The organism is Nocardia sp. Tas62D01 (genome assembly GCF_055232035.1).
In genome coordinates, this window is sequence record NZ_JBUYUZ010000001.1 from 8,693,176 (window position 1) to 8,718,833 (window position 25,658).

Here is a 25,658-nt window from a genome sequence, read left to right on the forward strand (position 1 = left end):
TACCGCCTGATGACGAGTGCGGTGATATACGCCCGGGTGTCTTCGGCCCGGCAGAAGAAGGACGAGACGATTCGCTCGCAGACCGTGGCGCTGCGCGCCCACGCCGAGCAACTGGGGCTTGAGGTCCCCGCGGAGTGGGTCTTCGAAGACGAAGGACACTCCGGGGCTACCCTGATCCGGCCGGCGCTGGAACGGTTGCGTGACCTGGTCGCCGGGGTCGGGGTGGACGTGGTGCTGTGTTATTCCCCGGACCGGTTGGCCCGCAAGTTCGCTTACCAGGCGCTGTTGATCGAGGAGTTCACCCGCGCCGGGACACGGGTCGAGTTCGTCAAGGGCCCGCGCGGGGACACCCCGGAGGATCAACTGCTGGTGGGAGTTCCAGGGCATGTTCGCCGAATACGAGAAAGCCCAGATCATGGAACGCTATCGGCGCGGCAAGACCCACCGCGCCAAGACCGGGTCGGTCAACGTGCTCTCGGGCGCGCCGTTCGGCTACCGATACCTGCGCAAGAGCGACCACACCGGCGCGGCCTACGAAATCCTCGCCCACGAAGCAGTTTTGGTCGCGGAGATGTTTCGGCGCTATGCCGACGACGGCGCCTCCATCGCCGAGCTGACCCGCTGGCTCACCGAACAGGACGTGCCCACCCGCACCGGCAAGAGCCGCTGGGACCGCTCGGTGATCTGGGGGATGCTGCGCAACCCCGCCTACGCCGGTCGCGCTGTATTCGGCAAAACCATGGTCGTGCACGAATCGCCGGGGCTCAATCGGGTCGCCCGACTGCAGGGACGCTCAACACCGAAGGCGTCGAAAACCGTCGACCGGCCCCGCGAGGAATGGACCGAGATCGCCGTTCCCGCGATCGTGACCGAAGAGACCTTCGACCGGGTCGCGCAACGGCTGACCGACAACAAGCGATTCGCCTCCCGCAACAGCAAGATCCCCTCGCTGCTGCAAGGCCTCGCAGCATGCTCGAGCTGCGGATACGGCTACTACCGCACCTCGACCCGCACCACGAACAAGAAGATCTACTACTACCGATGCCTGGGCTCCGACGACTACCGCTACGAGGGTGGGCGGGTCTGCGCCAACAAACCGGTCCGCGCCGACTACCTCGACACCGTCGTCTGGGACCACATCACCGGGATGCTCGCCGACCCGCAACTGATCCGCACCGAGATCGACAAACGCCTCGTCGCCGAGCGCAGCAGCGACCCGGTCCTCAAGCAACGCAAGCAGCTCGAGACCGCGCTGGCCAAGGCTCGCACCGGGATCGCCCGCATGATCGAAGCATTCGGCGAGCAACTGATCACCATCGACGAGTTGCGCTCACGCATGCCGGACCTACGAGCGCGAGAAGCCAACCTACACAACCAGATTCAAGCACTCGACAGTCAACTCGCCGACCGTGAAGGCTACCTCGCGCTCGCCGCCGACCTCGAGGGATTCCTCGGCCAACTCCACAGCAAAGCTGGCCTGCCTCGCCGCGAACAATGTGCCGGGCAGCTGGGCGGTGGCGCTGTGCGACCGCATCGATCGGCTCCCACCGCAGGTCCCGGTGATCGTGCTGCACGACGCCAGCCTGCCTGGTATCGCACTGGCGGGGCAGGCCCGCGTCACGCTCGGCAACCGGGCCGTGGTGGTCGGACTGTCACCGCGCGCGGTGCTGGCCAACCAGTCGGCGCTGCGGTTGCGGGAGTCGCGGCCGACGGATGCCGAGGCAGCGTTCCTGCGCCGGGAACCTTTGTCGGAGGCCGAGATCGAATGGCTGGCGGGCGGGGGGTGGTCGCCGGTGGCGGCGATCCCGCCCGCGAAGCTGCTTGCCGTGCTGCAGCGGTCGGTCGAGCGCGTCGAGGAGGCGGCCGATCCGGAGCGCCGCCGCGCCCGCGAGGTAGGTTTCCTCACGTGGCCGCAGGGGTGAAGCAGCACGTGCTCGGTCGGCTGCTACGCATCGCGGCCGAACATGCGGCCGCGCCGAACGATATCCGGTTCACCGAGCGTCAGCTCTACTACGAAGTCTGCCGCTTTCTCTCGCCCGTGCATCGAGTGCCGCGGCGGTTCGCGTTCACACTCGCCGCGCCGGTGAGCTACCCGGTCTTCCGATCCGCGCTCGACCACCACGGTGCGGTGCCCGGCCTGCTGTCCCTCGGGCCGCCGCCGGCCACCCGTGCCGGGCGGCACACGACCGAACCGGATCTGTTCGACTACGGACTGCCGCGATTGCTCGTGTGCGAGTCGGATGGGATCGCACAGATGTTGCGCGCCAACGGGTTACCGATGGAATCGGCCTGTCCGGTGCTGAGCGCGACCGAACTGCCGCTGGATCCCGGCGTCGCGGGCATGCTGGCCCGGGTCGAGGGCACCGTCTATCTGCTGCACGATGCGAGCGCGGACGGGCTCACCTTCCCGGCGCGTTTGGCCGGACTCACCGATATCCCCGAGGGTGTACGAGTGGTGGCGCTGGGGCTGCGACCGCGGCAAGCGGGCGCGCTGCATGTGACGCACCGCCACGGGCCGGCACCGGCTGCGGTGGCGACCGACGTCGATCGGTGGGAGCGCGCGTGGCTGCGGCACGGCCGATTCGTCGAGTTGGAAGCAGTGCGCCCGGCGTCGCTGCTACGCACCGTGCACCCGCTTGGTCCGTGAGGTTCGCGCGCCGAGAACAACGTTGACCGCGCTACGCCGCGCACGGACCGCGGGCTTCATGACCTGGCCTGCCGCATGAAAGGGAACAGCCGTGCCCGAGCATCGGCAGATCACCTATACCGATGAATTGCTCGCCGACGGCACGGCGCACCGGCGCTACGCCGACGGCAGGCAGGAGTGGCGGACCCGCGGTCCCGGCCATGTCGTGTCCTGGCGCGACGATCGCGGACTCTCCGGGACCGATGAACCACTCGGCCGGGCGCTCGTCAAACGCACCTATCGCAACGGCTCCTTCGTCTACGGCCGGGAAGCCGGTTACGGACGCACCCTCTGGAGAGACGGTGTGCTGACCGTCAACCGGTCCTCGTTCGGTGGCAGGCTCGGCGGCATTTTGGCCGCGGTGGCGGGCGGTGCGCTGCTCGGCGGATTGATCATGCCGCCGAGCGCGCTGACCGCGGCCGAGGAGGAGGAACTGCGCAGACAGGCGGCCGCGCAGTCGTCGGGTTCCAGTGATTCCTCGGGCGGCGACTACGGCGGCTGGGACGATGACGCCGGCGACGACGGCGGCGGCGATTTCGGCTGAGGGAACGATGTCTCGTTGGTGTGCCTTTCTGACCGCGCGGGATCCGTCCGGTCAGGTGCGAGCGGTCGGTGGTGAACCGGTGTCGGTGGGCGGCGGTCATGCCCTCGGTCTGCTCGACGGTCCCGGTGTCGCCGACGGACCGTTCGCCGTCGGTGAGTTGTCGGCGGTCGGCGAGGTCACGCTGTTCAACGCCGCCCGGCTGCGCGCCCGGCTCGGTGCGGACGCGCCGTCGCGGAACTGTGCCGACGGTGAACTGCTGCTGCGCTGCTACGCACGCTTCGGCCTCGACGGAATCGCCGGTGCGGACGGTATGTTCGCGCTGGCCATCGCCGACGGCGCTGATCTGGTGCTGGTGCGCGATCATGTCGGGGCTCGCACCGTCTTCCATGCCAGGGCCGGTGCGGCGTGGGCCGCGGCCACCTCGCTGCGGGCATTGCAGCGCTGGCCGGCGTTGCGAACCGGACTGCATCTGCCCGCCGTGCGGTCCTTCCTCACCTTTGCCTATCTGCCGGGACGCGATACCCTGCTGCGGGGCATCCACGAGGTGCTGCCCGGTCGCTGCGTGCGGCTGCACGCCGATGGCTCGCTGACCGAGGAAATCTATTGGGAGCCGGTCGAAGTCGACGATGACCGGTCCGCCACCGAACATGCGCTCGCTCTGCGTGCCCTGCTCGAAGACGCCGTCGCACGGCGGCTGCCCGCCGGTGAGCCGGTCGGCGTGCTGCTGTCCGGCGGTATCGACAGCAGCCTGGTCACCGCGCTCGCCGCCGAACTGCACGACCAGACCGTGCATTCCTATTCGATCAGCTTCGGCGGGACCACCCCGAATGAACTCGCCTACTCCGGACTCGTTGCCGCGCACTGCCATACCGAACATCGAGTGCTGACAGTGTCGGCACGCTGCGGTCCGGGCACAGCACCGCGAATCGCGGCCGGTCCACGGCGGGCGGCGACACGGTGTTCTCGTCCACCGCACCTGGCGGCAGACCGCCGTAGACCCGTGTCCACAAGCCGATCACCTCGTCGCGGAAAGTCTGATAGGACACCGGTATCCGGATCGTGGCCCGGTCGGCGAACCACGGCCTGGCCACCACCAGACCGACGTTGGCCAACACCAATAACGCTGTGGCCGAACCGATCACCACCGCCGCCGGTAACCCACCGCTGACGGCGCAGAAGTACCCGATCACCACGATGGCGATCGATATCCCGATCCGGACCCGCCGGAAGTGCCGGTACGCATCCGGAATCTTCTTGCGCGCGGCCGCGTACCAGAGCTGCGTTGGCGTGTAGCGCAAGCCCCGCCCGTCACCGAGCCGCTGCGCCAGCTTGCGCATCCGAATATCGTGCAGCCCGAGCGGACTTTCCTTCGGCTCGAGCGCGAACACCCGCCGACATTTCAAGCAGCGCCGCCCACCGCGCTCCCTGCGTAGCAGGTTCGTGTTGCAATGCGGGCAGATCACGATTCATGATCGCCGATTTGTCCGACTTTCGCGACCGCAGATCCGCGCGTTCGCCGAACCGATACGAGAACGCACGGGCTAAGTCGATCCAAACCACTGATGGGGCTGGCCGGTCACTCCGACAACGCAGTCGAAGTCGTGATCGCGATGCAGCAGCGTCAGCCCTCGGAGTTCGGCCGTGGCGGCCACGACGAGATCGACTGGACCTGCGCTGCGATGCTGCCCCCGTTTGGTCAGCTCCCTGTGCACATCCCAGGCGCGGGCGTAGGCCCGATCGTCGACCGGCTCCCAGCCGAACAACAATCGCATGTCTTCGATCGCGCGTTCCCGATCGACGAGAGAACGTGCACTGAAGAAGAACTCCAACTCGATGATCGGACATACCGCGAGCAACCCGGCCGCGGCCGCGCTGTACCAGCTGTCTGTACCCGAATCACGTCGCATGAGCGGAACTAACGCACTGGTATCGATCAGGAACGCAGCCGCGCTCACCGGCGGTAGTTCCGCTTGTCCTCCAACAGCTCCAGATCGAAGGCGCCATCCGCAGCGGCGTCCTGCAACCGAGTCAGGGCAAGCGCACGACGACGCGTGTCGAGGACCTCTCGCAGCGCCGCATTGACTGTGTCCTTCTTGGTTCCAGTCCCGAGCGCCTTCGACACATCGGCCACCAGTTGGTCATCGAGATCAATCACAGTTCGAGCCATGGCGCAACCTCCGGTGATATCTAGCAATGTATACATGATATCACCTAGTATGCACAGCGTGTAGGTCCAGATCGATTCACCATCCGAGCAGGCATTCCTGCGGCATCACCGGGCGGACAACGTCTTCGGCGGCGGCGATAGCGAAGAAGTCGATGCCGGCCTCACCAGACCACCGGGCTAGCTCGACGATCTGGTTGTCGCGTTCACCGCGCCCTGCTCCAGCGCCGCCGCGACCGCTTCGAACTCGGTGAGCGCGGCGGTGAGATCCTCGACGATCTCACGGGCGATGATTTCGGGGGCGGGCAGGTTGTCGGTGTCTTCGAGTGATTCGTCGCGCAGCCATGTGATGTCGAGGTTGGTTTTGTCGCGGGCGATGAGTTCGTCGTAGGTGAACGATTTCCAGCGTTCGGATTCGCTGCGCTCACTGCGGTCCGCGCCCGCACGGTAGGCAGCGACGAAGTCATCGAGGTGGCGGCGGCGCAGCGGGTTCTGTTTGAGCGTGAAGTGCTGGTTGGTCCGCAGGTCGTACACCCACAGCTTGCTGGTCCAGGGCTGCTCGGCGGCGGGTTTCTTGTCGAAGAACAGCACATTGGCCTTGACGCCTTTGGCGTAGAAGATGCCGGTGGGCAGTCGCAGCAGGGTGTGCAGGTCGAAGTCGGCCAGCAACTTGCGGCGCAGGGTTTCGCCCGCGCCGCCCTCGAACAAGACGTTATCGGGCAGCACTACGGCGGCGTGGCCGTTGATGTCGAGGATGGTCATGATGTGCTGCAGGAAGTTGAGCTGTTTGTTGCTGGTGGTGACGACGAAGTCTTGGCGTTCGATTTCGCGGTCCTCGCGAACCTCCCGCCCGTCGGCTCCGATCATCGTCAGCGACGATTTGCGGCCGAACGGCGGGTTGGAGAGCACTACGCTCCACCGCTGTCCGGGGTCGGCGATGAGAGCGTCACGGACCTCGATGAGCGAATCGCCGTTCGGGGTGCCTATACCGTGCAGCAGCAGGTTCATCGCGGCCAGCCGCGCGGTGCCATCGACCAGTTCGTAGCCGGTGGCGAAGTGGTCGCGCAGGTGGGCTCGCTGGGCGGGAGTGAGGTTCTCGGCGCCGCGGGCGGCGTGCTCGTGCGCCACGAGCAGGAAGCCGCCAGTGCCACAGGCCGGGTCGACAACCGTGTCGCCGGGTTTCGGGTCGATGACATCGACGATCCCGGTAATCAAGTCACGCGGGGTGAAGTACTGGCCGGCACCCGAGCCTTTGTCGGATGCCCCCTTGGACAGCAGTTCCTCATAGGCGTCGCCTTTGAGACATCCCAGGGCTTAGCTTGTCAAGCTGCGGCTTGTTGATCTTGGGTGTGGTGTGTCCAGGCGGTGGTCTCGTTGTAGAGGGTTCCGGATTTGAGGCAGCCGTGGAGGATGCCCACGAGCCGGTTGGCGACCTGACGCAGGGCGGCACGGTGGGCTAGGCCGCGGGCGCGTTGCTTGTCGTAGTAGGCGCGGGCTCCCGGCGATACGTTGAGCGCACTGAATGCTTGGGCCATCAGCGCGTCGACGAGCCGGTCCTGGTGCACGAACCGGGCCGCGACGACCTTCATTTTCCCCGAGGCGCGGGTGATGGGGCTGGTCGCGGCATAGTTCTTGCGGGCCTTGGCGCTGGCGTAGCGGGTGGGGTCGTCCCCGAACTCGGCGAGCACCCGGGCGCCGAGGATCTTGCCCAGTCCTGGCTGGGACAAGATGATCTCAGCGGCCGGGTGCCGGCCAAAATGGGCCTCGACCTCCCCTTGCAGGACTTTCACCTGCTCGTCGAGGGTGGCCAGGACCGCGACCGCGGCGCGGGTCCCTGCCGCGTAGGCCGCCGCGATGACCTGGTTGCGGCCCAGCTGCTCGCTGCGCAGGATTGCCTGGATACGGGCGGCTCTAGCGTCGAGGTCGCCGCGGCGGCCGGCCCGCTTCAGCGCGGCCCGGATCTGGTTGAGCGACAACCGCGCCGCGGCGGCCGGGTCGGGTGCCTTGCCGAGCAGCTCCAGGGCGTCGGGAGCGTCGAGGTCGTCGAACGCTTCCAAAGCGGCGGGGAAGTACTCCCGCAACGCGTACCGTAACCGCTGCGTGTGGCGGGTGCGTTCCCAGATCAACGTTTTATGTGCTCGCGCAACAACTTTCACCGCTTCTGCGGCGGGACTGTCCCCGGCGACCGGACGCAACTGGTGCGCGTCGGTACGGACCATGTCGGCAAGGGTATGCGCGTCGGCGGCATCGCTCTTCGCACCCGAAACGCTGCGGCGTTCCCGGAACCGGGCCGCCTGCAACGGGTTCACCGCGTACACCGTGTAGCCGGCCGCGATCAACGCCGCGACCCACGGGCCACGATCGGTTTCGATCCCGATCCGTACCCGCGCGGCATCGGCGTCGTCGCCGAGGTGTTCACCGATCATGGCGTGCAGCCGGGTGATCCCGGCGATCCCTTCCGGTAATCGAGCCTTGGCCAGCCGTTTCCCGGCCTCATCCATCAGCTCGACATCGTGGTGGTCCTCGGCCCAGTCATCACCGACCAGCAGCACAGCTGTTCCCTCTTCATCGTTGTCGGACACCAAATCCGGCAGCGTGCGGGAGAACGTCGGCGACCTAATGAATCGGTGCTCACGCCGTCATGCGGCAGGCACGACATCCCATCAGCGATCCATTTCTCCCGGCCGACCGGCAGGGGCACGATCTCAAAGCAGGACTCGAAGTCCGGGGCCAATCAGTGCTCACCTACCAGCCGCTACCAGTAGCGAGTCTGCCCGATCGACCGACCCGCTACATCTCATTAGGTCGGTACCGGACGGGGACCAGTTCTCCTTGTCGATCAGGTCGACTATGAGCCGTTTCAGCTTGGCCGGATCCTGGATCCGGTTCTGCGACTTGCGGAAGATCGTGCCCAGGGTGCCCGGCTCCTCCGCCAAGCCGACGAGCGCCTCGGTGTACACGAGCTCGAGCTGGGTGCCCTCGGCATCCAGCAAGCGCTGCCACGAGTACTTGGCCGGGACGATCCGCTGCGGGTTCAGTTTCCGCGTTTCGCGCTCATGCGCCATCTTCAGAAACAAGAGATAGGCGAGCTGCTCGGTGTACTCGATGACACCAACGCCGTCGTCACGCAGGACGTGGCAGTAGGACCACAGCTTATCGACGAGTCGGCGGTCACGAGGGAACAGTCTTCCATGTCTGGCCGACAGCCCAGCCCCATCTGCTGACTGGGTGCGACCGAGGACCATGAAGCACCTGGTCACCTATCAGCCCTCGATCGGCAGCCTCGACCAGCCGCAGGAAATCTACCTCGGCCGCGGCGCCGAGCTGACCGACACAGCACCCGACATCATCGAAGCCGAAGGATACCGCTCACCGAAGCGGCGGCGATGATCGACCTCGGTGAAATCGTCGGCGCGGCAACGATCGTCGCTGTCTACCGGACACTCGGTCTCGACGCGTAGTCAGCTCGAACACCTGCTGCCGGAAGTCGTCGACATCCGGCATCGCCGTGTGGGGCGTGAGTCGCAGGCAATCCGATGCGCCGCTTGTTCCTGGAGGCGTGGATGTTCCGCAGCGAGCTGCGCCAACCAACTGGAATGCCCGGCCCGTTGTCGACCGGCCGTTGGAGCCCTGGGAGATGCCCGTCGTCTACATCAAGACCAGGCAGAAACGTTGGTGGTAGCGACTCAATGCGCCCGAAGCGTTCCCACGCTGACGGAGCGAATCATGTTGCCGCCCGGTCAATCTCGAATCCAGTCTTGTGCCTCGTGATGGGCCAGGCGGGCGCGGAGATACTAGGGGTCCACCTTCTCGTCGTCGGTGACGCGCCGGGAGATCATCCGTGGTCGTAGACCTCACCGAAATGGCGCTCAATCCACAGCACGTGGAACACCTCATTGATCCGGACACCCAGCATCGGCAGCTTCCCTTTGTACCGAAATGCCATGAACTTCTCCTGGTCGCGGAATGTCTCCGGGATCGGGGCCTTGATCTGCCGAGCGGGTATCCACTCCGTCCCATTGCCGTGTCGGCCCGCCTGCATGATGTCCTGCCAGGTCAGCTTGGCCCGCCGATGCAGGGTGAGGGCGAACTGGGCTTGAGCATCCTTGTCACGCAGGGCGGCGACGCCGAAGTCATCCTGCAGGTGGTGCAGGCAGAAGACGGGGGTTCGATTTCTGGAGTCCGCGGGCGGTGTCGGCGGGATGAACTTCTCGTCCGTGGGCAGGTTCGGCCGCGATCCCTTCCGGCGGGCAGCTCGACTAGCGCCCATGTCGTGATGTGAAGTACGCGGCGATCTCGTCTATCGGGATCTCGGCGTTGCGGACATCATGCTCGAAGTGGTTTTGCCACAGTGGTTCGTCGTGGGTCATGTTGCGCAACTTCCATGCCGCAATCCCCCCGTAGGTGTTCCACACCTTGTTCAGGAATCGCGTGGTGTCTGGGTTGATGTCGCCCCAGTCGAAGGGATCGTCCTCGGTAAGCATGATGCAGTCGGAGCCGAACTCCTTGAACTGGTGGTAGACGGCGGGAACAACGGGACCATGCGACCACGCCTGGATCGGCTCGCGGAACAGGGGTGTTCCCTTCGCTGCCAGGTGGTGTCCTTGTGCGTAATACAGCAACTTCTGAAGCTTCAGGTTGGACAGGCCAGCGTCCTCGGCGTTCGCCCAGTCGATGAACCACTTGGCGATCGTCGATGCCGGGTAGGTGCCGTCATCACGTGCCAACGCCATCGGACTCCCCTTACCTCTCCGGCGAGGGCCCCGCCCCTCGCTTCGGCGCTCAGTGTAGGTGCCGTGCGGGCGGCGAGCGCGATAGCCGCAAGTTCGCATCGTCGAACTAATGTTCGAATTCTATCTGATCAGGGTTGATCGAGCAACACTGGAGACGCTTCTACCTGGACTTTCAACATCTTCCGGTCTCGATCAGTTATCGCCACAAGAAGGTGAGGTTACACCGGCCCGCCGACATCCGTAGGTCGTACACGTCGGCAAGAATTTCTGTCTGACGGTCGGCCAGACAGGAATTCGCATCTGGTCACGCAGTCACTCCAGAGCCTTCCATCCCGACCACGGTCGTAGCCCCCGCTGCCCTCGGATACACGCCAGCCGGTGCTGCGCCTGCTCCTGGAATGCCGGATTGTTCGATGCTGCTTGCACCGCCATCGTGGTCATCCGGAACTCACGAATATCGCGGAGCAGCTCGTACCCCTCCCAGGCCGTGACGTCATGTCCGTAGACATCGCAGAACTCGCCGTACTGGTCCGCGGTGATCCACCCGAAGGATCTCCACTTGATCGCCGTGTGCACCAGATCCCACTCCGGCGGCCCAATCGACGTCCGTTCCAGATCGAGCAATAACACGGTGCCATCGTCGGCCGCCACGACGTTGCCGACCCACGCGTCACCATGGATGACGCACCACGGCAATCCGGCCGGAAGATCCGTCCATTGTTGGTGCAGTTCGGCCAGATGTTCACGGAGCCAACGCCTATCGGCGTCGCTCAGAATCGACGCCGCAGCGATGCGCTCCTCGAGTCTGACGAACGGCGCCACTTGACCGAGGTCGAAATCTGTGGGCGGTGGTAGACGATGCAGCTGCTCGAGCACTGCGGCACACCTGTACAGGTGTGCCGTGTTCATGCTGCGGCAGCTCCCGCCAGAAGGTGATCGCCCGACCGTAAATCTCGATCGGCTGCTCGACGTCTGGCATAACCTGCACGGCGGCGATGCCTGATGCCTCCAGCCAACGGGCGACGTTCACCTCGCGCCGAGCTGCTGCATGCTGGCCTGGCCGGCTGACGCGAGCGATCACGCATCCCGGCAGTCGAAAGAGCGCGTTTTCGCTCAGCCGAAGCGGTTCGGCATCATCGACGTCCAGCCCGGCTGCGGTTCCGGCCAAACGCACGATCGCGAGCAGGTCCGTTTCCCCGGCCCTCATGCACCCACCAATGTGCTGCCAATCCGTGCATCAAGTTCTTCAACTTCCCCGGCCTGACGGTGCGGTTCGGCGAAGGTTCGAAGCTCACGCAGATCATCAGCCGCACGCCGAGAGCGCAGATGACCGGCATCAATCAGCGCGGCCTGGCCGAAGGACGCTGCCTCGACCGGGTCACCGGTGGCCATGGTGAGCGACGCTAGCTTGATGCCCGAAATCGCCCGCGAGCGAACGAAATTGGCCGCATGCCCAGCGACCGCCACCTCCAATCGCTGCCTGGCTTCGCCGACGAATCGGCCGTCGAGCGCAACATCAAACAGGGCGTGACCGGTATCGCCCGAGTGCTGGGCCGCGTCGTAGTACGACATCCACGGCGGGTCATTTGCTGGTGAGGCATGCGCGAATTCGTCGTCTGCCTGGCCGACCGCCCGGACTGCTTCCTCAGTTCGATGGAGTTTGGCAAGCGCCCGTGCCCGCGCTGAATGCAGCATCGCCCGTTCAGTGGCGGTCAGTCGATCGGCACGCACCATGGCCAGCTCGATGAAGGTCAACCCGTCATCGGGGTGCCGACACCAGATGGCTTGCCGTGCCATCGACGACAGCACCTTGCCACGGAGGTGCCAGTCACCGACCTCTTCGGCACAGGTAAGGCCGAGCTGGAACATGCTGCGAGCATCGGTGTGTGCGTAGGCGTCAAAGGCCATGAAACCTGCTGTGTGCCCGAGGAAGCCACGTAGCGAGGGCATCACGCATCTGATCAGTCAGCCAAAAAGCGGGCGGCAGGAGCGGTGGTTGTTGCCGCTGATCGCGATATGCGGATTCACAAGGCGCACAGAATGATTCGAGGTTGTAGTTGTTCAACCTGGTCCCACACCGCGCGCAGTAGCGCTGTACATGGGATACCCGCGTCATGGTGGCCGCTCCCGGGGTTTCCTGGGGATTTTGTCGCCTTCTGCCTTGGTCGCGTGACGCTACCAGGGCTTGACACCAACGACTATACGTTTCATACATACCCCGCATACGCCCTTGTCGTGGCCGTTTTCGCCGCCCCGGCCCACCCTTGGCCGGTCTCGAGAAATGGCCCCTAGGAAAGGGGTAGGCCGTGGCATTGTCCCTAGTAGTCCCCATATTTGGCCCGCCAGCCGCTGGCAAAACCACCCTCACCCTGCGTCTGGGATCAGAACCTGGGCGCCGGGTCTTCCGCCTCAGAGAGCACGTATCGAAGGAAGTGCTGGCCGCGACCGCCACCAGCAGCGAACGGCTGGGGTGGATTGACGAGTTCACCGTGATGGAAGCGGTGCGCTCGTACTTCACTGACGCCGGCTCCAACCCCGGCATCCACACCGTGCTGCTGGATAACTTCCCAGGTTCGCCAGCCAGGTCGATCACCTACTTGCTGCCGTTCGGGCGGTGGCACCTACCTGCCGCGTCGAGGCGATCGAACTGCTGACCGACGCCAAGACGTTGAACCAGCGGTCGCGGAACCGGAAGGTCTGCCACCGGTGCGAACGGGATCCGATCTCCGATCCTCGCCTGCCGGCGATTCCGACCGATGACGACAACTGGAAGTGCGCCCGGTGCCGCGGGCTGCTGCATCCACGACGCGGCTATTCACCTCGCCTGTTCAAGGCGCGGATGCAGCGCTACCACCAGACGGCAGCCGGTATCCGTGCTGGCTTCACCGATTCCGGGATTGCCGTTCCACCTCGATACCACCAACACCATCGACGGGGCGGCGAATCTGCTTGCCCCGCTTCTCATCTCCCGGAGCGTCTCGTTATGACTGCCATCTCCCTGCCGACCCCGCAACTTCGCGGTGATGGCTACGGCCACGCCCGCATGCCGCGCGGCGGCAACGTGCCCGAACCGGATCGGATCGACCGCGTGGCCTATGGCCGCTTCCGCAACGTCTACCTGTACATCACCGAAGCCTGCCAACTCAGGTGCGAGCACTGCTTTATGGGCGAACGGCTGGACCGGGCGGACGAGGACGGATGGGGTCGTCGGTTTGATCTGCCGGTCGTGGCCGGATGCTGGCAGCGCGGTGAACATGGCACTGTGGATGTGTGAGTAACCTCCCCTTCACCGTCGGCTGCGATCTGTATATTCATCGATATACGGTCAGTCATAAGGAGTTGTTGTTGCGCAGCAACGACTTCGGGGCGTTCGAGTATAGGACTGAGATTTGTTTCGAAGGCGTGGAGCGGATGGAACTGGACCCGCGATTCACGGGCGGGCTCACCCTCACGCCGGTTTCCCGTCACGGTGATCTCGACGACGAGGCCCCACTGCCTTTGTTGCTATTGCAGCTGGCTGGTGGCTCATTCGGATCTGGTTTCGTCGCGTGCGGCAAGGTCACCGCGAGGCGTTTCCGGCGGGAGGGCGATGACGTCGTGTTCGACCAAGTGCTGTTCTGGGAGGGTGCCATCTACTCGGTGCATGGCGTGGGTGGCCGGCCCGCCGAAGCCGGTGAGATAGCATTCGGCCTTCCGGTACTACGGCGATATGCCCGTGAAAAACGCACTACACTGCAGTTTCCGCCACCTGACCATCCACAGTCATAGGCCGGTCAGCGCGTCCTCGATCGCGTGAACCGTGTGGCTCAAGCGACCTCCTGACCGGGTGATTCGGCGGCTGGTTCGGTGGGTGTGATGTTGATCGGCCGCTCAAGCAGTTTACCTCTATGGAAGACGGCACCGTTGCGGACGAGTGCGACCAGTTCGGGGGCGTTGACCTTGCGCCAGCGGCCTTGGGCGGCCTCGATCGGCTTGTAGGCCATGGCCATTCCGGCCGCGCGGGAGCCCGGCCCCTTGGTGACCTTGGTTCGTAGTCGGACGGTAGCGAAGGTTGATTCGATCGGATTTGTCGTCCTCAGATGAATCCAGTGCTCGGCCGGATACTTGTAGAACTCGAGCAGCGCATCGAGATCCTCGGTGATTTTCGCGACGGCTTTGGGATACTTTCGATTTCGAAGGCTTCACCGCGAGTTGCGCCTTGTCGATGTCCTCGGCCATGTAGATTTCCTTCATCGCCGCGACCGCGCCGGGATGCGCCGACTTCGGCATCGCGGCAAGCACATTCGCCGATTTGTGGAACCAGCAGCGCTGCTCGGTGGTTTCGGGGAACACATCGCGCAGCGCTTTCCAGAACCCGAGCGCACCGTCACCGACCGCGAGCACCGGGGCGGTCATCCCGCGGCGGCGGCATGACCGCAGCAGATCCGCCCACGACTCACCCGATTCCCGATACCAGTCGGCGATCGCGATCAACTCCTTGCGGCCGTCGGCCCGCACGCCGATCATCACCAGCAGGCACAGTTTCTCCTGCTCGAGACGGACCTTGGTGTGAATGCCATCGACCCACAGATACACATAATCGGTGCCCAAGAGCTCCCGCTGCGCAAATGCCTCGGCTTCGTCCTGCCACTGGCCGGTCAACCGGGTGATCGACGCTGGTGACAGGCCGGAGCCGGAGCCGAGGAACTGTTCCAGCGCCGGACCGAAGTCACCGGTGGACAGTCCGTGCAGATACAGCAGCGGCAGCACCTCGGTGACCTGGGGTGACTTACGCGCCCAGGCGGGCAGGATCGCCGAGGAGAACCGTTGCCGCTCACCGGATTCGGTGTCGATACGTTTGTCGTTGATTCGTGGCGCTTTCACCGTCACCGCGCCGGCGGCGGTCAGCACCTGGCGTTCGTTGTGGTAGCCGTTGCGCACCACCAGCTTCCGGCCGTCCTCGTCGACCTGGTCGGCGAACCGCTCGACATACGCGGCGACCTCGGCCCGCAACGCGGCCTCGATCATCCGGCGGGCACCTTCGCGCACGATCTCGTCGATCGGTGAACGCGACACCCCGGCCGCCACACCGTCCTGATTGGACTCGGTGCCGCCGTCGATTATCTTGAGCACGGGACGTACCTTCCCGCCCGGCGTTGGCGCGCCGGACTGATCAGATCCTGGATTCGAAGATCATCCGGGAAGGTACTCCTTCCCCGGTAGGTTCTGGTCATTGCTCGAATGGCCATGCAATATCTCGGTGAAGAACTCGACGCGCTGCCGATCGAACGCTTCCATCAGGCACTGATAGCCGAAGGCTGCCACGAGATCGACAGACCGGGCTCGACCTGAACCCCGGTACCCTCTTCCCTGGCTACACTAGTGAATTCGCTTATCGGCCCTGCGATTTCCCCCGTGCCGAGCACGTGCACCGCAACACACTCAAACTGCCGGTGTGGCATCGCGAACAAGACCTTCCCTTGGTCGACGGGTAGGGGTTCAGTACTGGCAGAGGCGCGTATTCAACTGTCGCGTGTTCGTGGCGTCCATCCAGACGCCGATCGCAGCGGACAGTGTGGGGCGAGAAGTAGCGAAGGCCCTGAGCAAGTTCGGCTGGGGCCCACGGCTCGTCGGCGGTCGCGTGAACGGCGCGCCCGGGGTGTAGTCGCCGCAGCTGGGTGGTGAGCCCGCGGGAGCTGCACAGGCCGGGGACGGCTCGCTGTCGCGGCAACCCCTGATCCTTACTTTCGTCGGGTCGGTAACTCAATGCGGGGCGCTCATCCAGATGATCGCGGCGGCGGCCGCGGTGAGAACGAGCACGCAGGCGCAGAACCGGGCAAGTTGTGCCCAGCTGTCCATGGCCTTGCGGACGGTCCGGCCGAGTTGAATCCACATCCTTTTCTCCTGAAAGGTGCGCTGGCGGTACGGATTTCGTACCGCCAGAACAGGACAGCAGCCTGGGAGCGCGTCTTAAAGATTCGGACTGGGAAACCTCGTCCTGGCCGGTCAGAGGTGGTTAGCTATCGGTGTCTTCGGACATCGGACAGGGCCTGGACGCGTGCAGGCCCGCCAGCGAGGAGGATTCCAGCATGGCGCCATCACCCCCGACTGCGGTCAGCGACGCGGATCTTGCCGCGGTGACGTCGCTCGAGCAGTTGGGTGGGTTGTTGCGGCGGGCGATGTCGCACGCCGGCCTGACCTATCGGCAGATGGAGGAGGCGGCGAAGCGAACCGCTGCGTCCATGACCGTCGAGGAACGCCAACGGGTGCTGCGGCTGCTCGTCAAAGATGTCCTGGTCGGGGCCGACAAGATCACCATCCGCCACCGCATCCCCATCCGGGAACGCACCGGCGACGACACCCCAAACGCCGACAGCACCGACTCGGAGGGCGAACATTGCCCATTGCGTTGGAGGCGTAACCTCCCCGATCCTCTGCAACATCTACCTGCACAAACTGGACAGCTTCGTCGAGAACACGCTCATCGGTGAATACACCCGAGGGGACAAGAGAACCATCAACAACGAATACGAGCGGTTGCGTCACGCCATCAAACGGGCGCGGAAGAAAGGAAACCGGGACACCGCGCGGCAGTTGCGCGCACGGCAGGCACGCCTGCCCAGCGTCGATTGCCGCGACCCCGGCTACCGTCGACTGCGCTACACGAGGTACGCCGATGACGTGCTGCTCGGGTTCCCGGACCCAAACACGAGGCCGAGGACATCAAGAGGCGGCTGACCGAGTTCATGCGCAATGATCTGTGCCTGGAACTGTCGGCCGAGAAAACCCTCATCACTCACGCGCGCACCAGTGCGGCGAGATTCCTCGGCTACGAGATCACCACCCAGACCGGCGTCGGCGGCCGCGTGCGGCTCAACGGCACGATCGGGCTGCGGGTGCCGCTGTCGGTGATCAAGGACTCGTGCAAGCCCTACCTGGCCCGCAGCAAACCCGCCGCGCGGCGTGCCCTGCAAAACCTCGACGACCTCAACATCGTCGCGATATACGGGGCCAAATACCGGGGCATCGTGGCCTACTACCAGCTGGCCGGCGACGTTCACCGTTTCGGTCGACTGTTGTGGGTCATGCAGACCTCGCTGCTGAAGACGCTGGCAGGCAAGCACAAATCGTCGGTGCTCAAGATGGCGGCCCGCTACCGCGCCACCATCGACACACCGCACGGTCCACGCACCTGCTTCGAGGCTGTCCGACACCGCGAGGGCAACCGGAAACCACAGGTCGCACGGTTCGGAGGTATCCCTCTTGCCCGGAACCGGACCGCGATCCTTCATGATCGCGCCACCGGACCGAACCCCTTGGTCCGCAAGGAGATAGTAACCAGGCTCCTGCGGAAAACCTGCGAGCTCTGCTGCCACGACGGTGTGGTGCACGTGCACCACATCGCCAAACTCGCAGATCTCGCATACCCCGGCCCGGACCAGCCGCGATGGGTCAGGATCATGGCACGGAAACGGCGAAAGACACTGGTAGTCTGCCCATCCTGTCACGACCTGATCCACAGCGGCCAACCGGACACAACCACGGAATAAGTCACTGGAGAGCCGGATGCCGGGAATATCCCGAGCTTCGGATTATGCCGAGCTGGCGGATAGGCTCGGCATTGTCGCTGGTCACCAGGCTGCTTGTGTGGGTTTGTTGAAACTGGCACGTCCGGTTCGGCGGGAGGCTGTGCGGAAAAGGACCCACCATTCGGTAGGCACCTCGCCACGCAGCCCACCCAACCGTTCCTGGTGTGGGGTGGTGTGTTGCCGCAAGCTCGGGTCGGAGGGCGAGGTGGGCTGGCCGCCGAGGTAAAACGCGAGCTCAGGCGACGCGAACATTGAGAACGAGCACGACTGACGTCGCGATCGAGAACGCGAGGAAGATCACGGCTCCCAGCATGTTCCGGTCGCCGCTGCGGATGTGGGCGACGATCGCGCCGCCGAAGTAGAGCACCAGCCCGATCGCGGCGGCGATCGCGAAGGGCGGGAACCAGATGCCCCAGATGAGACCGACCGTCGCGGCGATCTGCAGGCTCCCGAGCACGGTGAGCTGGGAAGTGGTGAGGTGGACCGCTTCCGCGAATTGGCGTATCCACGCTGGGCGGACGAACTTCATCACTCCGGACTGGAGCATCGCCAGAGCGAGCAGGACGGACAGGATCAGGGCTGCGATTTGCATGATGGCAACGCTAGGAATCCGATAGGTACCCTTTGGTAACCTTCGGACCGTGAGCCCCCCTGCCGGAATCATGTTCATGTCCGACTGTCCTGCGCGCACAGCAATCGAGATCATCGCGAACAAGTGGTCCGTACTCACCCTGTACGCGCTCAAAGACGGCCCCAAGCGGCACAGTGAACTTGTCGCTCTGTCCGGCGGGATCTCCCGGAAGGTGCTAACCCAGACCCTCCGCCGCATGCAGAGCAACGGCCTCATCGATCGACAGCGGTACGCCGAAGCGCCCCCACGGGTGGAATACAGCCTGACCCCGCTCGGCCGGACGCTCCAGGAGCCGATAGCGATGCTGACGGAGTGGGCACAGGTGCACGGAGAAGCACTCGTCGACTTCGAGGAATCGACAGCCGCGAATCAGACGCACTAGGTTCCGCACAGCCCACACCTTCGGAGAGTGCGGCGCCAAGCATAAGAACCTTCCGCCCCTCGGCATTTCCGGACGTTCGGCCGCCGTCGCCATGATCGGTCCGCATAGCGGATCTGGAACATGTTCTCTCAGCGGCCATCGGAGTACGAGCCGATCAAGATCCTCGACGCCCACGGCTACCCGATGGTGTCCGCCGCGCTGTCGGACCAGTACAGCGCCCCGGACCGGCAGCGGGCGGGCATTTTCTCCACGGCGAAGAAGATGGCCAGCTGCCTCAAGCTGGCGTCGATCACCAAGTGGGTGACCCCGCCGACCGAGGGTGAGGCCGAGCGGGAGTCGTTCGACGTGGCTGCGTTCGTATGCTCCCGCGACACCCTCTACCCGCTGTCCGAGGAAGGCAAGGGCTCGGCGGGTCCGCTGATCACGGCGTTGACGGCGGCGGTGGTCGGTGCGGCCGCCGAGGAAGGCACCCGCCACGGTGGGCGTCTGCCGGTGCCGATGCTGGTGGTCCTGGATGAGGCAGCGAACATCGTCAAATGGGCTGAGCTGCCCAAGCAGTACAGCCATTTCGGGTCGCGCGGCATCGTCGTCATGACGATCTTGCAGTCCTGGGCCCAAGGCATGCGCTGCTGGGGCTCAGACGGAATGACCGCCCTGTGGTCGGCCGCGAACGTACGCGTCCTCGGCGCGGGCCTGGCCGACGCCTCGTTCCTGCGCGACATCTCGGAGCTGATCGGCGAGCACTACGAGCAGACCACCTCTATCTCGCGCGGCCAGGGCGGTCTGTCGCGGTCGATGTCGCTCAAGACCGAAAAGACGTTGACCGCCAGCGATTTGGCGGCACTGCCGCGCGGGCGGGCGCTGGTCTTCGTCAGCGGTCACCGCCCGGTGCTGGTGCGCACCGTCCCGGCGACCTCGGCCAGCGGCCGGGCCTCGCCGAGCGCTGCGGTTCGCACTGTCTCACGGCTGAGTGCCGTGTCGATCGACCGTTGAGCAATCTGGTCGCGGTCGGTGCCGCACCGTTGGCCAGTGGCCGGAATCTGTTGGCGGAGTTGAAGTCGATCCGGGCAAGGTCAGCCTCGAGACCCTGTTGCGGGAGGTGGACAAGCTGTCGGCTGTGTGGACACTCGAATGCCCGCCGACCTGTTCGCCGATGCCAGTGAGAAGCTGGTCGACGCCTGCGAGTCCTGTCGAGGTACCGGTCCAACGACAAGAGGAGACACCACGCCAGACGCCATGCTGCGGGTAGAAGCGTCCTGCGGCCGGGCTCATCCTGTGGGGGCGATCGTGAACACCTGGCCACCTGGGGCCATGAAGTAGTACGGGTGGCCTGGGTGCTTGACCTCCTTGAGGCCTGCGCTGACGGCGCGTTCCATTAGCGCCGCTGGTTCATCCGCCCGCAACTCCAGCCATGCCCCGAGCCGGGGCTGGTCACTATCCGGAGCGTCGTTGGTGAACTCGATGCTGAGATTCCCGCTACCTGCGGGGAAGCGGATGACGAGCATCGTTTCGGCAATCCCTGGCAGGCTGGCCGTTGCTATCGGGCAGCCCAGCACTGTCCCAAAGCACCACTCGAGTTCCTCGCGCCGCTGTGGCCGGGCGAAGATGTGCACGATTCTGCCGAGTACGGTCATCGGGTACTCCCGCTTCTCGCCATGGCTGCGGTGACGTCGCGGCCCAGGTAGGCAACGAGCCGATCGATGGCCGCCGCGTCATCGGCGACCGGCTGCGGAGGTCCGAACGGCCTCCGGTCGAGCGGGATGTCCGCGAGTCTGCTGCGAGTGAAGGGCAGTGCCTGCTCGGCGAGTTCAGCGGGGAACGTAGGGCGCTGCCCGGTCGCCGCCGCCAGATCCCAGCCGTGCACAAGCAGTTCGGTGATCCGTAGGTGGAGGGCGGCGACACCAGGGATCGTCCCGACCGGGATGGTGATGGTCCGCTCCAGCGCGCCTGGCTGGCGGAAGGCTTCGAGCAGGTTGTCAGCGGAGTCCTGGAAGCCTGCTACGAGGGCGCTGGCTGGTTGCGCGGTGTCCGCAGGGGACAGGCCGCTGGCCCAGCGCTGGCCGCGGAGGACGCCGGCGAACAGTGTGTTGCCACCGACCAGGTGACTGACGAGATCGTGAACGTGCCATTCCGTGCAGGGCGTAGGCGCGGTCCACTGCTCGTCCCGCACCCCGCTGATCAGCGCTCCGGTGACGCGGAGCGCGGTGGACAGATGGCTGATCGGGTCGGCTGACATCGGCTCTCCTCATGCTGATGGTTGGTGCCCGGATCTCCCACAGGAGCTACGGTGCTTGTAAAATATATAGTTGAAGTTATGTCTTTTGCAAGAGACAGTGCAGAGGAGGGACGGAGCATGACGAAGCGGAGCTATCACCAGTACTGCGCTGTGGCACGGGCTTTGGACCTGATCGGTGACCGGTGGCTGCTGCTCATCACCCGGGACCTGTTGCTGGGGCCGAAGCGGTACAAGGACCTGCTGGGTGGCCTACCGGGGATCGGCACCAACATGCTTGCCGCGCGCCTGCGGGAGATGGAGGACGCAGGCTTGGTTGAGCGCGCGGTCCTGCCGCCGCCGGCCGCGTCATCGGTCTACCGGCTCACCGCGGTGGGCCAAGGACTGGAGCCGGTGCTCTCCGCTATCGGGCGCTGGGGAGCGGGGTTCCTGGGCAGCCCTAGCCGTGAGGATGCGCTACTGCCGCGCGCCTACTTCGTCGCAATGAGGACTGTGTTCCGACCGGGAAACGACGATGCGGCGGACGTGACTTACGAGATCAGGGTGGATGACCTGGTGTTCGAGGTGCGGGTGAGTGGAGGTCGTTGCAGTACGCGGGAGGGCGAGGCGACCAGCCCAGACGCTGTAATGATCATGGATGTACATACCTTGCACGCTCTGCTGACGGGAGACCTGCCAGCCGAGTCCGCGCTCGCCGGCGGGCTGGTTCAGGTGACCGGCGCCCCGGCGCACCTCGGCCACTTCGTCGGTATGTTCGCCCATGCCCGGTGACACGATCGGGGCGTCTGACCTGGGCGATCAGCTTCGTTTGCCGCTCCTAACACGATCCTTGAGCAGAAGCACGGTAGTTGTCACCGACGGTGCGGGCTGACCTGGGGTCTGCGCCTGCGTCACTCGAGGGGAGGGGAACTCCGCTACACACCCCGCTCCATCGAAGCGGGGCAACCCGAACACATCCGTGCGAACTGGGCATCCCGCCGCGGCGCCACGGACTACCAACTCAGCCGCCCGGACCCGGTGAACCATTACCGACATCTCCGAGCACTTCTCACCGAACACGCCCAACAGCTGGCCGCCGAGATCGACAAAGCGCTCCGGTGACAACAGCCCGCCTATGTGACAACTACCCCGCTTCAGCTCACCAACCCCAGCGACGTCGTACGACACGCCAACTATCGCCGAAGTATCAGCGCCAGATATCTCCGAAGATCACATTCTGACCCTATTCCGACACCGCAGCGCGGTCCTTCGTCTTGTCGGGTATGGGTGTACCCCAACACCACACGCATGCAGGTGATCATCCGCCTCACAGCGGTCGAATTTCTGGACGTGCTACCCGAGGAACCAGTCATCCGCGAGGAGGCCGAGATCTTCCACGACCGGACATCCGGCATACAGGAACTGGAGAAACTGGTGGCCGACCACGTCCTGCTGACCATGCCCAACGTTCTCATCACCCCACACAACGCCTCCGGCACCCACGAGGCCCGCCACCGGCTCATCGAAGCCACGCTGGACAACATCGACGCCTTCCTCCGCGGACAGCCGCGCAATGTCGTCCCACTCCCGCAACCGGCGCCCGGGCTGCGCCGACACGCCTGTGAGCGGCAAGCGCCGACAGTGACCGGGGTTTCTAGCGGCCGAGGATGCGGCGCAGCCACGTGCTGCCCTCGACGTTGCGGTGGCCGGAGCACCACTGGTCGGCGGGGACGGCGGCTCGGACCTGGGCGATGTGCTGGCCGCAGCCGGACCAGGTGGTTTTACCGCAGGTCTTGCAGCGGACGGGTCGGCACATGGGGTGATTCCTCCAGGGAATGGTCAGGCCGGAGTTTCACCGGCGTCGACAGCGTCGGCGAATTCGCAGAATGCGTCGTAGGCGCGGGCGCCGTAGATGGTGGCGGGGCCGCCGCGCATGAGGAAAGTGACACCGATGGCCTCGGCGGCCTCCTGGCGGGTAGCCCCGGCACGGGCAGCTGCTTGCCCGTGCGAGGCGATGCAGCCATCGCAGCCCTCGACCACGCCGATGGCCAGTGCAATCAGTTCCTTGGTCTTGCGGTCGAGAGCACCAGGAACGAAGGCGGCCTTGCTGAGTTCGCCGAAACCCCGGTACACATCAGGGATGGCGCCGCGGAGCTCGCGGTGTAGCGGGGAAATCTCGCGAAGCACGTCTTTGCCGTGACCGGAGGTATGCGCGGTTTCGATAGCTGACGACATCGTGTTCCTTCCTTCCATATCCCCCTGTGGGTATATGACGCAACTGTAACATCCCCCCGGGGGGATATAAACTGAGACTGCCGGCACAGTCGCCGGCCGGTAGAGGAGGAAGACCATGCGATTGGCCCCTGAAGAAGTGAAGGCCGTGATCACCCGGATGAAACGGGCACACGGGCACCTCGCCACCGTGATTCGCATGATGGAGGAGGGTTCGGACTGCGAGGACGTCCTCACCCAGCTCGCCGCGGTCAACAAAGCCCTTAGTCGCAGTGGTTACGCGCTCGTGGCCACCGGGCTCCAACATTGCCTGACCCACGATGGCCCGGACAGCGTCGACACGAAGAAGTTGGAGAAGCTGTTCCTCTCGCTCGCCTGAGCGCCGCAGGCTGCACACCCTTACGTCAGAGATGGACTGCTACGAGGGGTCTCGGTAGAAACGGCGCGGAAAACAACAGTGTTCGGCATATCAGCTGGTCAGAGCCCCGCGACTCGATCTGAGAGCTGCCCCGGATATCAGCCCGACATCCGGGGCAGCGCGACTGCCGACCTGCGGCGACACCGCTTCAACCGTGCGCGAAGCGGCCCCGTTATCCGGGGCTAGGTCAAATGTGTTGTTTTGCGCGCCGTTTCTACCGGGACCCCTCCATATCCCGAATGGTCACCCCAGCCACCGACAGGAACAGAACCCTCGGCGTACTCCACACTTTTCGTCTATTCGGTGTCGGTCCGTTGTGCCACACTTTGCGATGGATCCGCCCTGGCCAGAGGAGAACAAAATGGCCGCCACCGATGACCGGCCCACGGTGAGACTGGTCGCGCACTGCCGCCGCTGTCACGGCTGGCTACTGTCGCCGCAATCGGTCGCACAAGGTATCGGCTGCCAGGGGAAGGGTTCTGACGCAGATAGCGTGATCGCGCTGGTCGGCGTGTCACCGCAAGATCCGGCTCGGTATGGGTGAAGGTGGCAGGCGTGCGTTGATCTTGTTCGAATATTGTTGCCGCACTTGAGCGATCTGCTGATCCAGGATGTCCGAACCGAGGCTGACACCGTACTTGTGGACGCTATGGTTGCCACTTCGATGGCCCGGTGCAGCGGATGCGGAACCTCCTCGGTCCGTGTGCATTCCCGCTATCGCCGTCGGCTCGCCGATGCTGCTGTCGCCGGCCGGAGGATGGTCCTGCGGCTGGTGGTGCGACGGTTCTTCTGTGTGAATACCGACTGCCGGGCAAAGACTTTCGCTGAACAGGTCGACGGGCTCACGGTAAAACGGTCACGGCGCACTGATCAGCTGAACGCGATGCTCACCAGGATCGCGGTGGCGCTGGCGGGGCGTGCCGGGGCTCGGCTGGCAGCCCAGTTGGGGTTGCCGGGCAGCCGGGATACGCTGCTGCGGCTGGTCCGCGACCAACTCACCGCCGCCGCCGATGAATGGACCCAGCAACTCAACGCCCTGCCGGCTCGACCGTGGATCGATACCGCCTGACAGGTTGGTGCAGAGAAGTTTGAAGAAGAACGCGGCCTCGGCGTCGACGCACTGGTCACGCAGGTCGCGCACCCAGTCGGCATGTATGGGGCGTGCCTTCGGTCCGGATTCCCGCCGACGATCACCCACTGCGGAGAAGGCTCAGTGTTGTTCACCGCCGCTCGATCGGTGCGAAAAGTGTCCCTTTTCCGCCTGTTCCATCAGACGCATGAACTGATCCGTACCCAGGTGGACGAGCTCCTCGTGGTCTCCGGCCTCGAAGTAGACATCGGGCACCGTGGTGAGACTTTCGTCCATCAGCGTCTGTACGCCGTACGCGGTACAAACGGCCGGGATCGCGCCCACCTCGCAATCCGGGAACACGTTGCGTAGCTCGGATTCCTTGGCCAGCACCAGATGTCGTCCGGTTTGCGACCACAGCTTCGACAGACGCAGGTGATGCGTAGACGGCACCACCGCGCCAACGTAGCCCTGCTCGTCTTCGAGCATGATCGTCTTGGCGAGGCGGTCGCCGGGGATATGTGCCGCTTCCGCTGCCTGGGCGCTGGTAAAGCTGTGCGGATGACGTACGACTTCGTACGTGACGCCCGCATCGCGCAAGCATGCTTCCACAGTCGACGAAATAGACATTGCGGACCTCCATCCACTGATCGGCTCGTGTACCACCGAAACGTGGTGGCAATGGGCACTCGGGTACGCAGCGTTAGACCGTTCTGCGGGATAGTCTGCGCCATTGAGCGGTCGGTGTCGGCCCAAACGCCATATCCCACCGAGTCGCACGCCTGTGACTCCCAGCTATATATAGCGGCGGCGAGAAGGCTGAGGAGCCTGTTTCCGTCCGTTCCCAGGTGTAGTTGGCGGGTGTTCCCAGGTTTTCTTGGCGGCTACGTACATGATCTGCGTCGACCCAGTGCCGGACGCGCGATATGCGGCATGAGCGGGCGTTTCGGACCGGACCGAGTCGGTCTACTGCGGTGGGCCGTGGTCGGTAAACGCTAGAAGCCGACCGCGGCTGCTGC

The 25,658-nt window shown here is 64.8% G+C and carries 31 protein-coding genes and 4 pseudogenes; 16 read left to right on the plus strand and 19 right to left on the minus strand.

Annotation, left to right across the window (positions count from 1 at the left end; genetic code table 11):
• Positions 1-9: 9 nt before the first annotated feature.
• The 4 genes and pseudogenes from ACV7NQ_RS42190 to ACV7NQ_RS42205 all read left to right on the plus strand — a co-directional run.
• Positions 10-372, plus strand: a pseudogene (locus ACV7NQ_RS42190) (recombinase family protein); the annotation flags it as partial.
• A 13-nt stretch (positions 373-385) separates the two neighbouring features.
• Positions 386-2,647, plus strand: a complete 2,262-nt coding sequence (locus tag ACV7NQ_RS42195; RefSeq protein ID WP_463364609.1) for a recombinase family protein — start codon at positions 386-388, stop codon at positions 2,645-2,647.
• A gap of 91 nt (positions 2,648-2,738) precedes the next feature.
• Positions 2,739-3,230: a hypothetical protein gene (locus ACV7NQ_RS42200; RefSeq protein ID WP_463364610.1), complete on the plus strand. Its 492-nt coding sequence runs from the start codon at positions 2,739-2,741 to the stop codon at positions 3,228-3,230.
• 7 nt (positions 3,231-3,237) lie between these two features.
• Positions 3,238-4,398 carry an asparagine synthetase B family protein gene (locus ACV7NQ_RS42205; protein ID WP_463364611.1) on the plus strand — a complete coding sequence of 387 codons (1,161 nt, stop codon included), beginning with the start codon at positions 3,238-3,240 and terminating at the stop codon, positions 4,396-4,398.
• Positions 4,399-4,771: 373 nt separating this feature from the next.
• Here the strand turns inward: ACV7NQ_RS42205 and ACV7NQ_RS42210 are convergent, their stop codons facing one another.
• The 5 genes from ACV7NQ_RS42210 to ACV7NQ_RS42230 form a co-directional block, all read right to left on the minus strand.
• Positions 4,772-5,185: a PIN domain-containing protein gene (locus ACV7NQ_RS42210; RefSeq protein ID WP_463364612.1), complete on the minus strand. Its 414-nt coding sequence runs from the start codon at positions 5,183-5,185 to the stop codon at positions 4,772-4,774.
• Entirely contained in the window at positions 5,182-5,397 is a 216-nt protein-coding gene (locus tag ACV7NQ_RS42215; RefSeq protein ID WP_463364613.1) for a type II toxin-antitoxin system VapB family antitoxin, read from the minus strand. Before ACV7NQ_RS42215 ends, ACV7NQ_RS42210 begins: the two co-directional genes overlap by 4 nt.
• Positions 5,398-5,574: 177 nt before the next feature.
• On the minus strand, positions 5,575-6,705 hold the full coding sequence (locus ACV7NQ_RS42220; protein ID WP_463366021.1) for an HsdM family class I SAM-dependent methyltransferase: 1,131 nt from the start codon (positions 6,703-6,705) through the stop codon (positions 5,575-5,577).
• 11 nt (positions 6,706-6,716) lie between these two features.
• Complete coding sequence (locus tag ACV7NQ_RS42225; protein ID WP_463365766.1) at positions 6,717-7,946, minus strand: IS110 family RNA-guided transposase; 1,230 nt, start codon at positions 7,944-7,946, stop codon at positions 6,717-6,719.
• A gap of 189 nt (positions 7,947-8,135) precedes the next feature.
• The gene (locus tag ACV7NQ_RS42230; protein WP_463364614.1) at positions 8,136-8,639 is read right to left on the minus strand and encodes a type I restriction-modification system subunit M N-terminal domain-containing protein; all 504 of its coding nucleotides are present in this window, start codon (positions 8,637-8,639) and stop codon (positions 8,136-8,138) included.
• Between ACV7NQ_RS42230 and ACV7NQ_RS42235 the strand changes: the two genes are divergently transcribed.
• Complete coding sequence (locus ACV7NQ_RS42235; RefSeq protein WP_463364615.1) at positions 8,638-8,784, plus strand: hypothetical protein; 147 nt, start codon at positions 8,638-8,640, stop codon at positions 8,782-8,784. The genes ACV7NQ_RS42230 and ACV7NQ_RS42235 overlap by 2 nt on opposite strands.
• A gap of 445 nt (positions 8,785-9,229) precedes the next feature.
• On the opposite strand, the gene ACV7NQ_RS42240 is transcribed toward ACV7NQ_RS42235, so the two are convergent.
• The 4 genes from ACV7NQ_RS42240 to ACV7NQ_RS42255 form a co-directional block, all read right to left on the minus strand.
• Entirely contained in the window at positions 9,230-9,664 is a 435-nt protein-coding gene (locus ACV7NQ_RS42240; protein WP_463364616.1) for a hypothetical protein, read from the minus strand.
• Positions 9,654-10,127 carry a Panacea domain-containing protein gene (locus tag ACV7NQ_RS42245; RefSeq protein WP_463364617.1) on the minus strand — a complete coding sequence of 158 codons (474 nt, stop codon included), beginning with the start codon at positions 10,125-10,127 and terminating at the stop codon, positions 9,654-9,656. Before ACV7NQ_RS42245 ends, ACV7NQ_RS42240 begins: the two co-directional genes overlap by 11 nt.
• A 312-nt stretch (positions 10,128-10,439) precedes the next feature.
• Entirely contained in the window at positions 10,440-11,036 is a 597-nt protein-coding gene (locus ACV7NQ_RS42250; RefSeq protein ID WP_463364618.1) for a phosphotransferase family protein, read from the minus strand.
• A gap of 294 nt (positions 11,037-11,330) precedes the next feature.
• A complete protein-coding gene (locus ACV7NQ_RS42255) occupies positions 11,331-12,035 on the minus strand; it encodes a hypothetical protein (RefSeq protein WP_463364619.1) in 705 nt (234 codons plus the stop codon).
• A gap of 524 nt (positions 12,036-12,559) precedes the next feature.
• On the opposite strand from ACV7NQ_RS42255, the gene ACV7NQ_RS42260 reads away from it, so the two are divergent.
• The 3 genes from ACV7NQ_RS42260 (at position 12,560) to ACV7NQ_RS42270 (ending at position 13,895) form a co-directional block, all read left to right on the plus strand.
• The gene (locus tag ACV7NQ_RS42260; RefSeq protein ID WP_463364620.1) at positions 12,560-12,781 is read left to right on the plus strand and encodes a hypothetical protein; all 222 of its coding nucleotides are present in this window, start codon (positions 12,560-12,562) and stop codon (positions 12,779-12,781) included.
• A 329-nt stretch (positions 12,782-13,110) separates the two neighbouring features.
• A complete protein-coding gene (locus tag ACV7NQ_RS42265; RefSeq protein ID WP_463364621.1) occupies positions 13,111-13,401 on the plus strand; it encodes a hypothetical protein in 291 nt (96 codons plus the stop codon).
• A complete protein-coding gene (locus ACV7NQ_RS42270; RefSeq protein ID WP_463364622.1) occupies positions 13,398-13,895 on the plus strand; it encodes a hypothetical protein in 498 nt (165 codons plus the stop codon). The genes ACV7NQ_RS42265 and ACV7NQ_RS42270 overlap by 4 nt, the downstream gene beginning before the upstream one ends.
• Before the next feature lie 38 nt (positions 13,896-13,933).
• Here the strand turns inward: ACV7NQ_RS42270 and ACV7NQ_RS42275 are convergent.
• Both ACV7NQ_RS42275 and ACV7NQ_RS42280 read right to left on the minus strand, forming a co-directional pair.
• A pseudogene (locus tag ACV7NQ_RS42275) lies at positions 13,934-15,227 on the minus strand (IS256 family transposase).
• Positions 15,228-15,869: 642 nt separating this feature from the next.
• Entirely contained in the window at positions 15,870-16,001 is a 132-nt protein-coding gene (locus tag ACV7NQ_RS42280; protein WP_463364623.1) for a hypothetical protein, read from the minus strand.
• A 131-nt stretch (positions 16,002-16,132) separates the two neighbouring features.
• Between ACV7NQ_RS42280 and ACV7NQ_RS42285 the strand changes: the two genes are divergently transcribed.
• A complete protein-coding gene (locus ACV7NQ_RS42285) occupies positions 16,133-16,597 on the plus strand; it encodes a hypothetical protein (protein ID WP_463364624.1) in 465 nt (154 codons plus the stop codon).
• A gap of 255 nt (positions 16,598-16,852) precedes the next feature.
• Positions 16,853-17,656, plus strand: a complete 804-nt coding sequence (locus ACV7NQ_RS42290; RefSeq protein ID WP_463364625.1) for an HNH endonuclease — start codon at positions 16,853-16,855, stop codon at positions 17,654-17,656.
• Between the two features lie 274 nt (positions 17,657-17,930).
• On the opposite strand, the gene ACV7NQ_RS42295 is transcribed toward ACV7NQ_RS42290, so the two are convergent.
• A complete protein-coding gene (locus tag ACV7NQ_RS42295; RefSeq protein ID WP_463364626.1) occupies positions 17,931-18,287 on the minus strand; it encodes a DoxX family protein in 357 nt (118 codons plus the stop codon).
• A gap of 49 nt (positions 18,288-18,336) precedes the next feature.
• Here ACV7NQ_RS42295 and ACV7NQ_RS42300 point away from each other — a divergent pair, with 49 nt between their 5' ends.
• Together ACV7NQ_RS42300 and ACV7NQ_RS42305 are read left to right on the plus strand one after the other, a co-directional pair.
• Complete coding sequence (locus ACV7NQ_RS42300; RefSeq protein WP_463364627.1) at positions 18,337-18,708, plus strand: winged helix-turn-helix transcriptional regulator; 372 nt, start codon at positions 18,337-18,339, stop codon at positions 18,706-18,708.
• A gap of 120 nt (positions 18,709-18,828) precedes the next feature.
• A complete protein-coding gene (locus ACV7NQ_RS42305; RefSeq protein ID WP_463364628.1) occupies positions 18,829-19,701 on the plus strand; it encodes a type IV secretory system conjugative DNA transfer family protein in 873 nt (290 codons plus the stop codon).
• 275 nt (positions 19,702-19,976) lie between these two features.
• Here ACV7NQ_RS42305 and ACV7NQ_RS42310 read toward each other — a convergent pair whose 3' ends face one another.
• Positions 19,977-20,342, minus strand: a complete 366-nt coding sequence (locus tag ACV7NQ_RS42310) for a hypothetical protein (RefSeq protein ID WP_463364629.1) — start codon at positions 20,340-20,342, stop codon at positions 19,977-19,979.
• Positions 20,339-20,944 (minus strand): TIGR03086 family metal-binding protein, encoded by a 606-nt coding sequence (locus tag ACV7NQ_RS42315; RefSeq protein WP_463364630.1) that lies wholly within the window; start codon positions 20,942-20,944, stop codon positions 20,339-20,341. Before ACV7NQ_RS42315 ends, ACV7NQ_RS42310 begins: the two co-directional genes overlap by 4 nt.
• Positions 20,945-21,061: 117 nt before the next feature.
• On the opposite strand from ACV7NQ_RS42315, the gene ACV7NQ_RS42320 reads away from it, so the two are divergent.
• Positions 21,062-21,712 (plus strand): winged helix-turn-helix transcriptional regulator, encoded by a 651-nt coding sequence (locus ACV7NQ_RS42320; protein WP_463364631.1) that lies wholly within the window; start codon positions 21,062-21,064, stop codon positions 21,710-21,712.
• A 561-nt stretch (positions 21,713-22,273) separates the two neighbouring features.
• On the opposite strand, the gene ACV7NQ_RS42325 is transcribed toward ACV7NQ_RS42320, so the two are convergent.
• Genes ACV7NQ_RS42325 through ACV7NQ_RS42335 form a run of 3 tightly spaced genes read right to left on the minus strand, consistent with a single transcriptional unit; the run spans position 22,274 to position 23,155 of the window.
• The gene (locus ACV7NQ_RS42325; protein ID WP_463364632.1) at positions 22,274-22,552 is read right to left on the minus strand and encodes a hypothetical protein; all 279 of its coding nucleotides are present in this window, start codon (positions 22,550-22,552) and stop codon (positions 22,274-22,276) included.
• 22 nt (positions 22,553-22,574) lie between these two features.
• A complete protein-coding gene (locus tag ACV7NQ_RS42330; protein WP_463364633.1) occupies positions 22,575-22,736 on the minus strand; it encodes a hypothetical protein in 162 nt (53 codons plus the stop codon).
• Positions 22,737-22,759: 23 nt separating this feature from the next.
• The gene (locus ACV7NQ_RS42335; protein WP_463364634.1) at positions 22,760-23,155 is read right to left on the minus strand and encodes a carboxymuconolactone decarboxylase family protein; all 396 of its coding nucleotides are present in this window, start codon (positions 23,153-23,155) and stop codon (positions 22,760-22,762) included.
• 115 nt (positions 23,156-23,270) lie between these two features.
• On the opposite strand from ACV7NQ_RS42335, the gene ACV7NQ_RS42340 reads away from it, so the two are divergent.
• From ACV7NQ_RS42340 to ACV7NQ_RS42350, 3 genes and pseudogenes are all read left to right on the plus strand, one after another.
• Positions 23,271-23,531, plus strand: coding sequence for a metal-sensitive transcriptional regulator (locus tag ACV7NQ_RS42340; RefSeq protein ID WP_463364635.1), 261 nt, complete (start codon positions 23,271-23,273; stop codon positions 23,529-23,531).
• A gap of 703 nt (positions 23,532-24,234) precedes the next feature.
• A pseudogene (locus ACV7NQ_RS42345) lies at positions 24,235-24,351 on the plus strand (transposase family protein); the annotation flags it as partial.
• A 12-nt stretch (positions 24,352-24,363) separates the two neighbouring features.
• Positions 24,364-24,639 carry a hypothetical protein gene (locus tag ACV7NQ_RS42350; protein WP_463366152.1) on the plus strand — a complete coding sequence of 92 codons (276 nt, stop codon included), beginning with the start codon at positions 24,364-24,366 and terminating at the stop codon, positions 24,637-24,639.
• Between the two features lie 18 nt (positions 24,640-24,657).
• Here the strand turns inward: ACV7NQ_RS42350 and ACV7NQ_RS42355 are convergent.
• Together ACV7NQ_RS42355 and ACV7NQ_RS42360 are read right to left on the minus strand one after the other, a co-directional pair.
• Positions 24,658-24,768 (minus strand): annotated as a pseudogene (locus ACV7NQ_RS42355) (DUF5131 family protein); the annotation flags it as partial.
• A gap of 12 nt (positions 24,769-24,780) precedes the next feature.
• Positions 24,781-25,269 carry an aminoacyl-tRNA deacylase gene (locus tag ACV7NQ_RS42360; protein WP_463364636.1) on the minus strand — a complete coding sequence of 163 codons (489 nt, stop codon included), beginning with the start codon at positions 25,267-25,269 and terminating at the stop codon, positions 24,781-24,783.
• Positions 25,270-25,658: the final 389 nt, after the last annotated feature.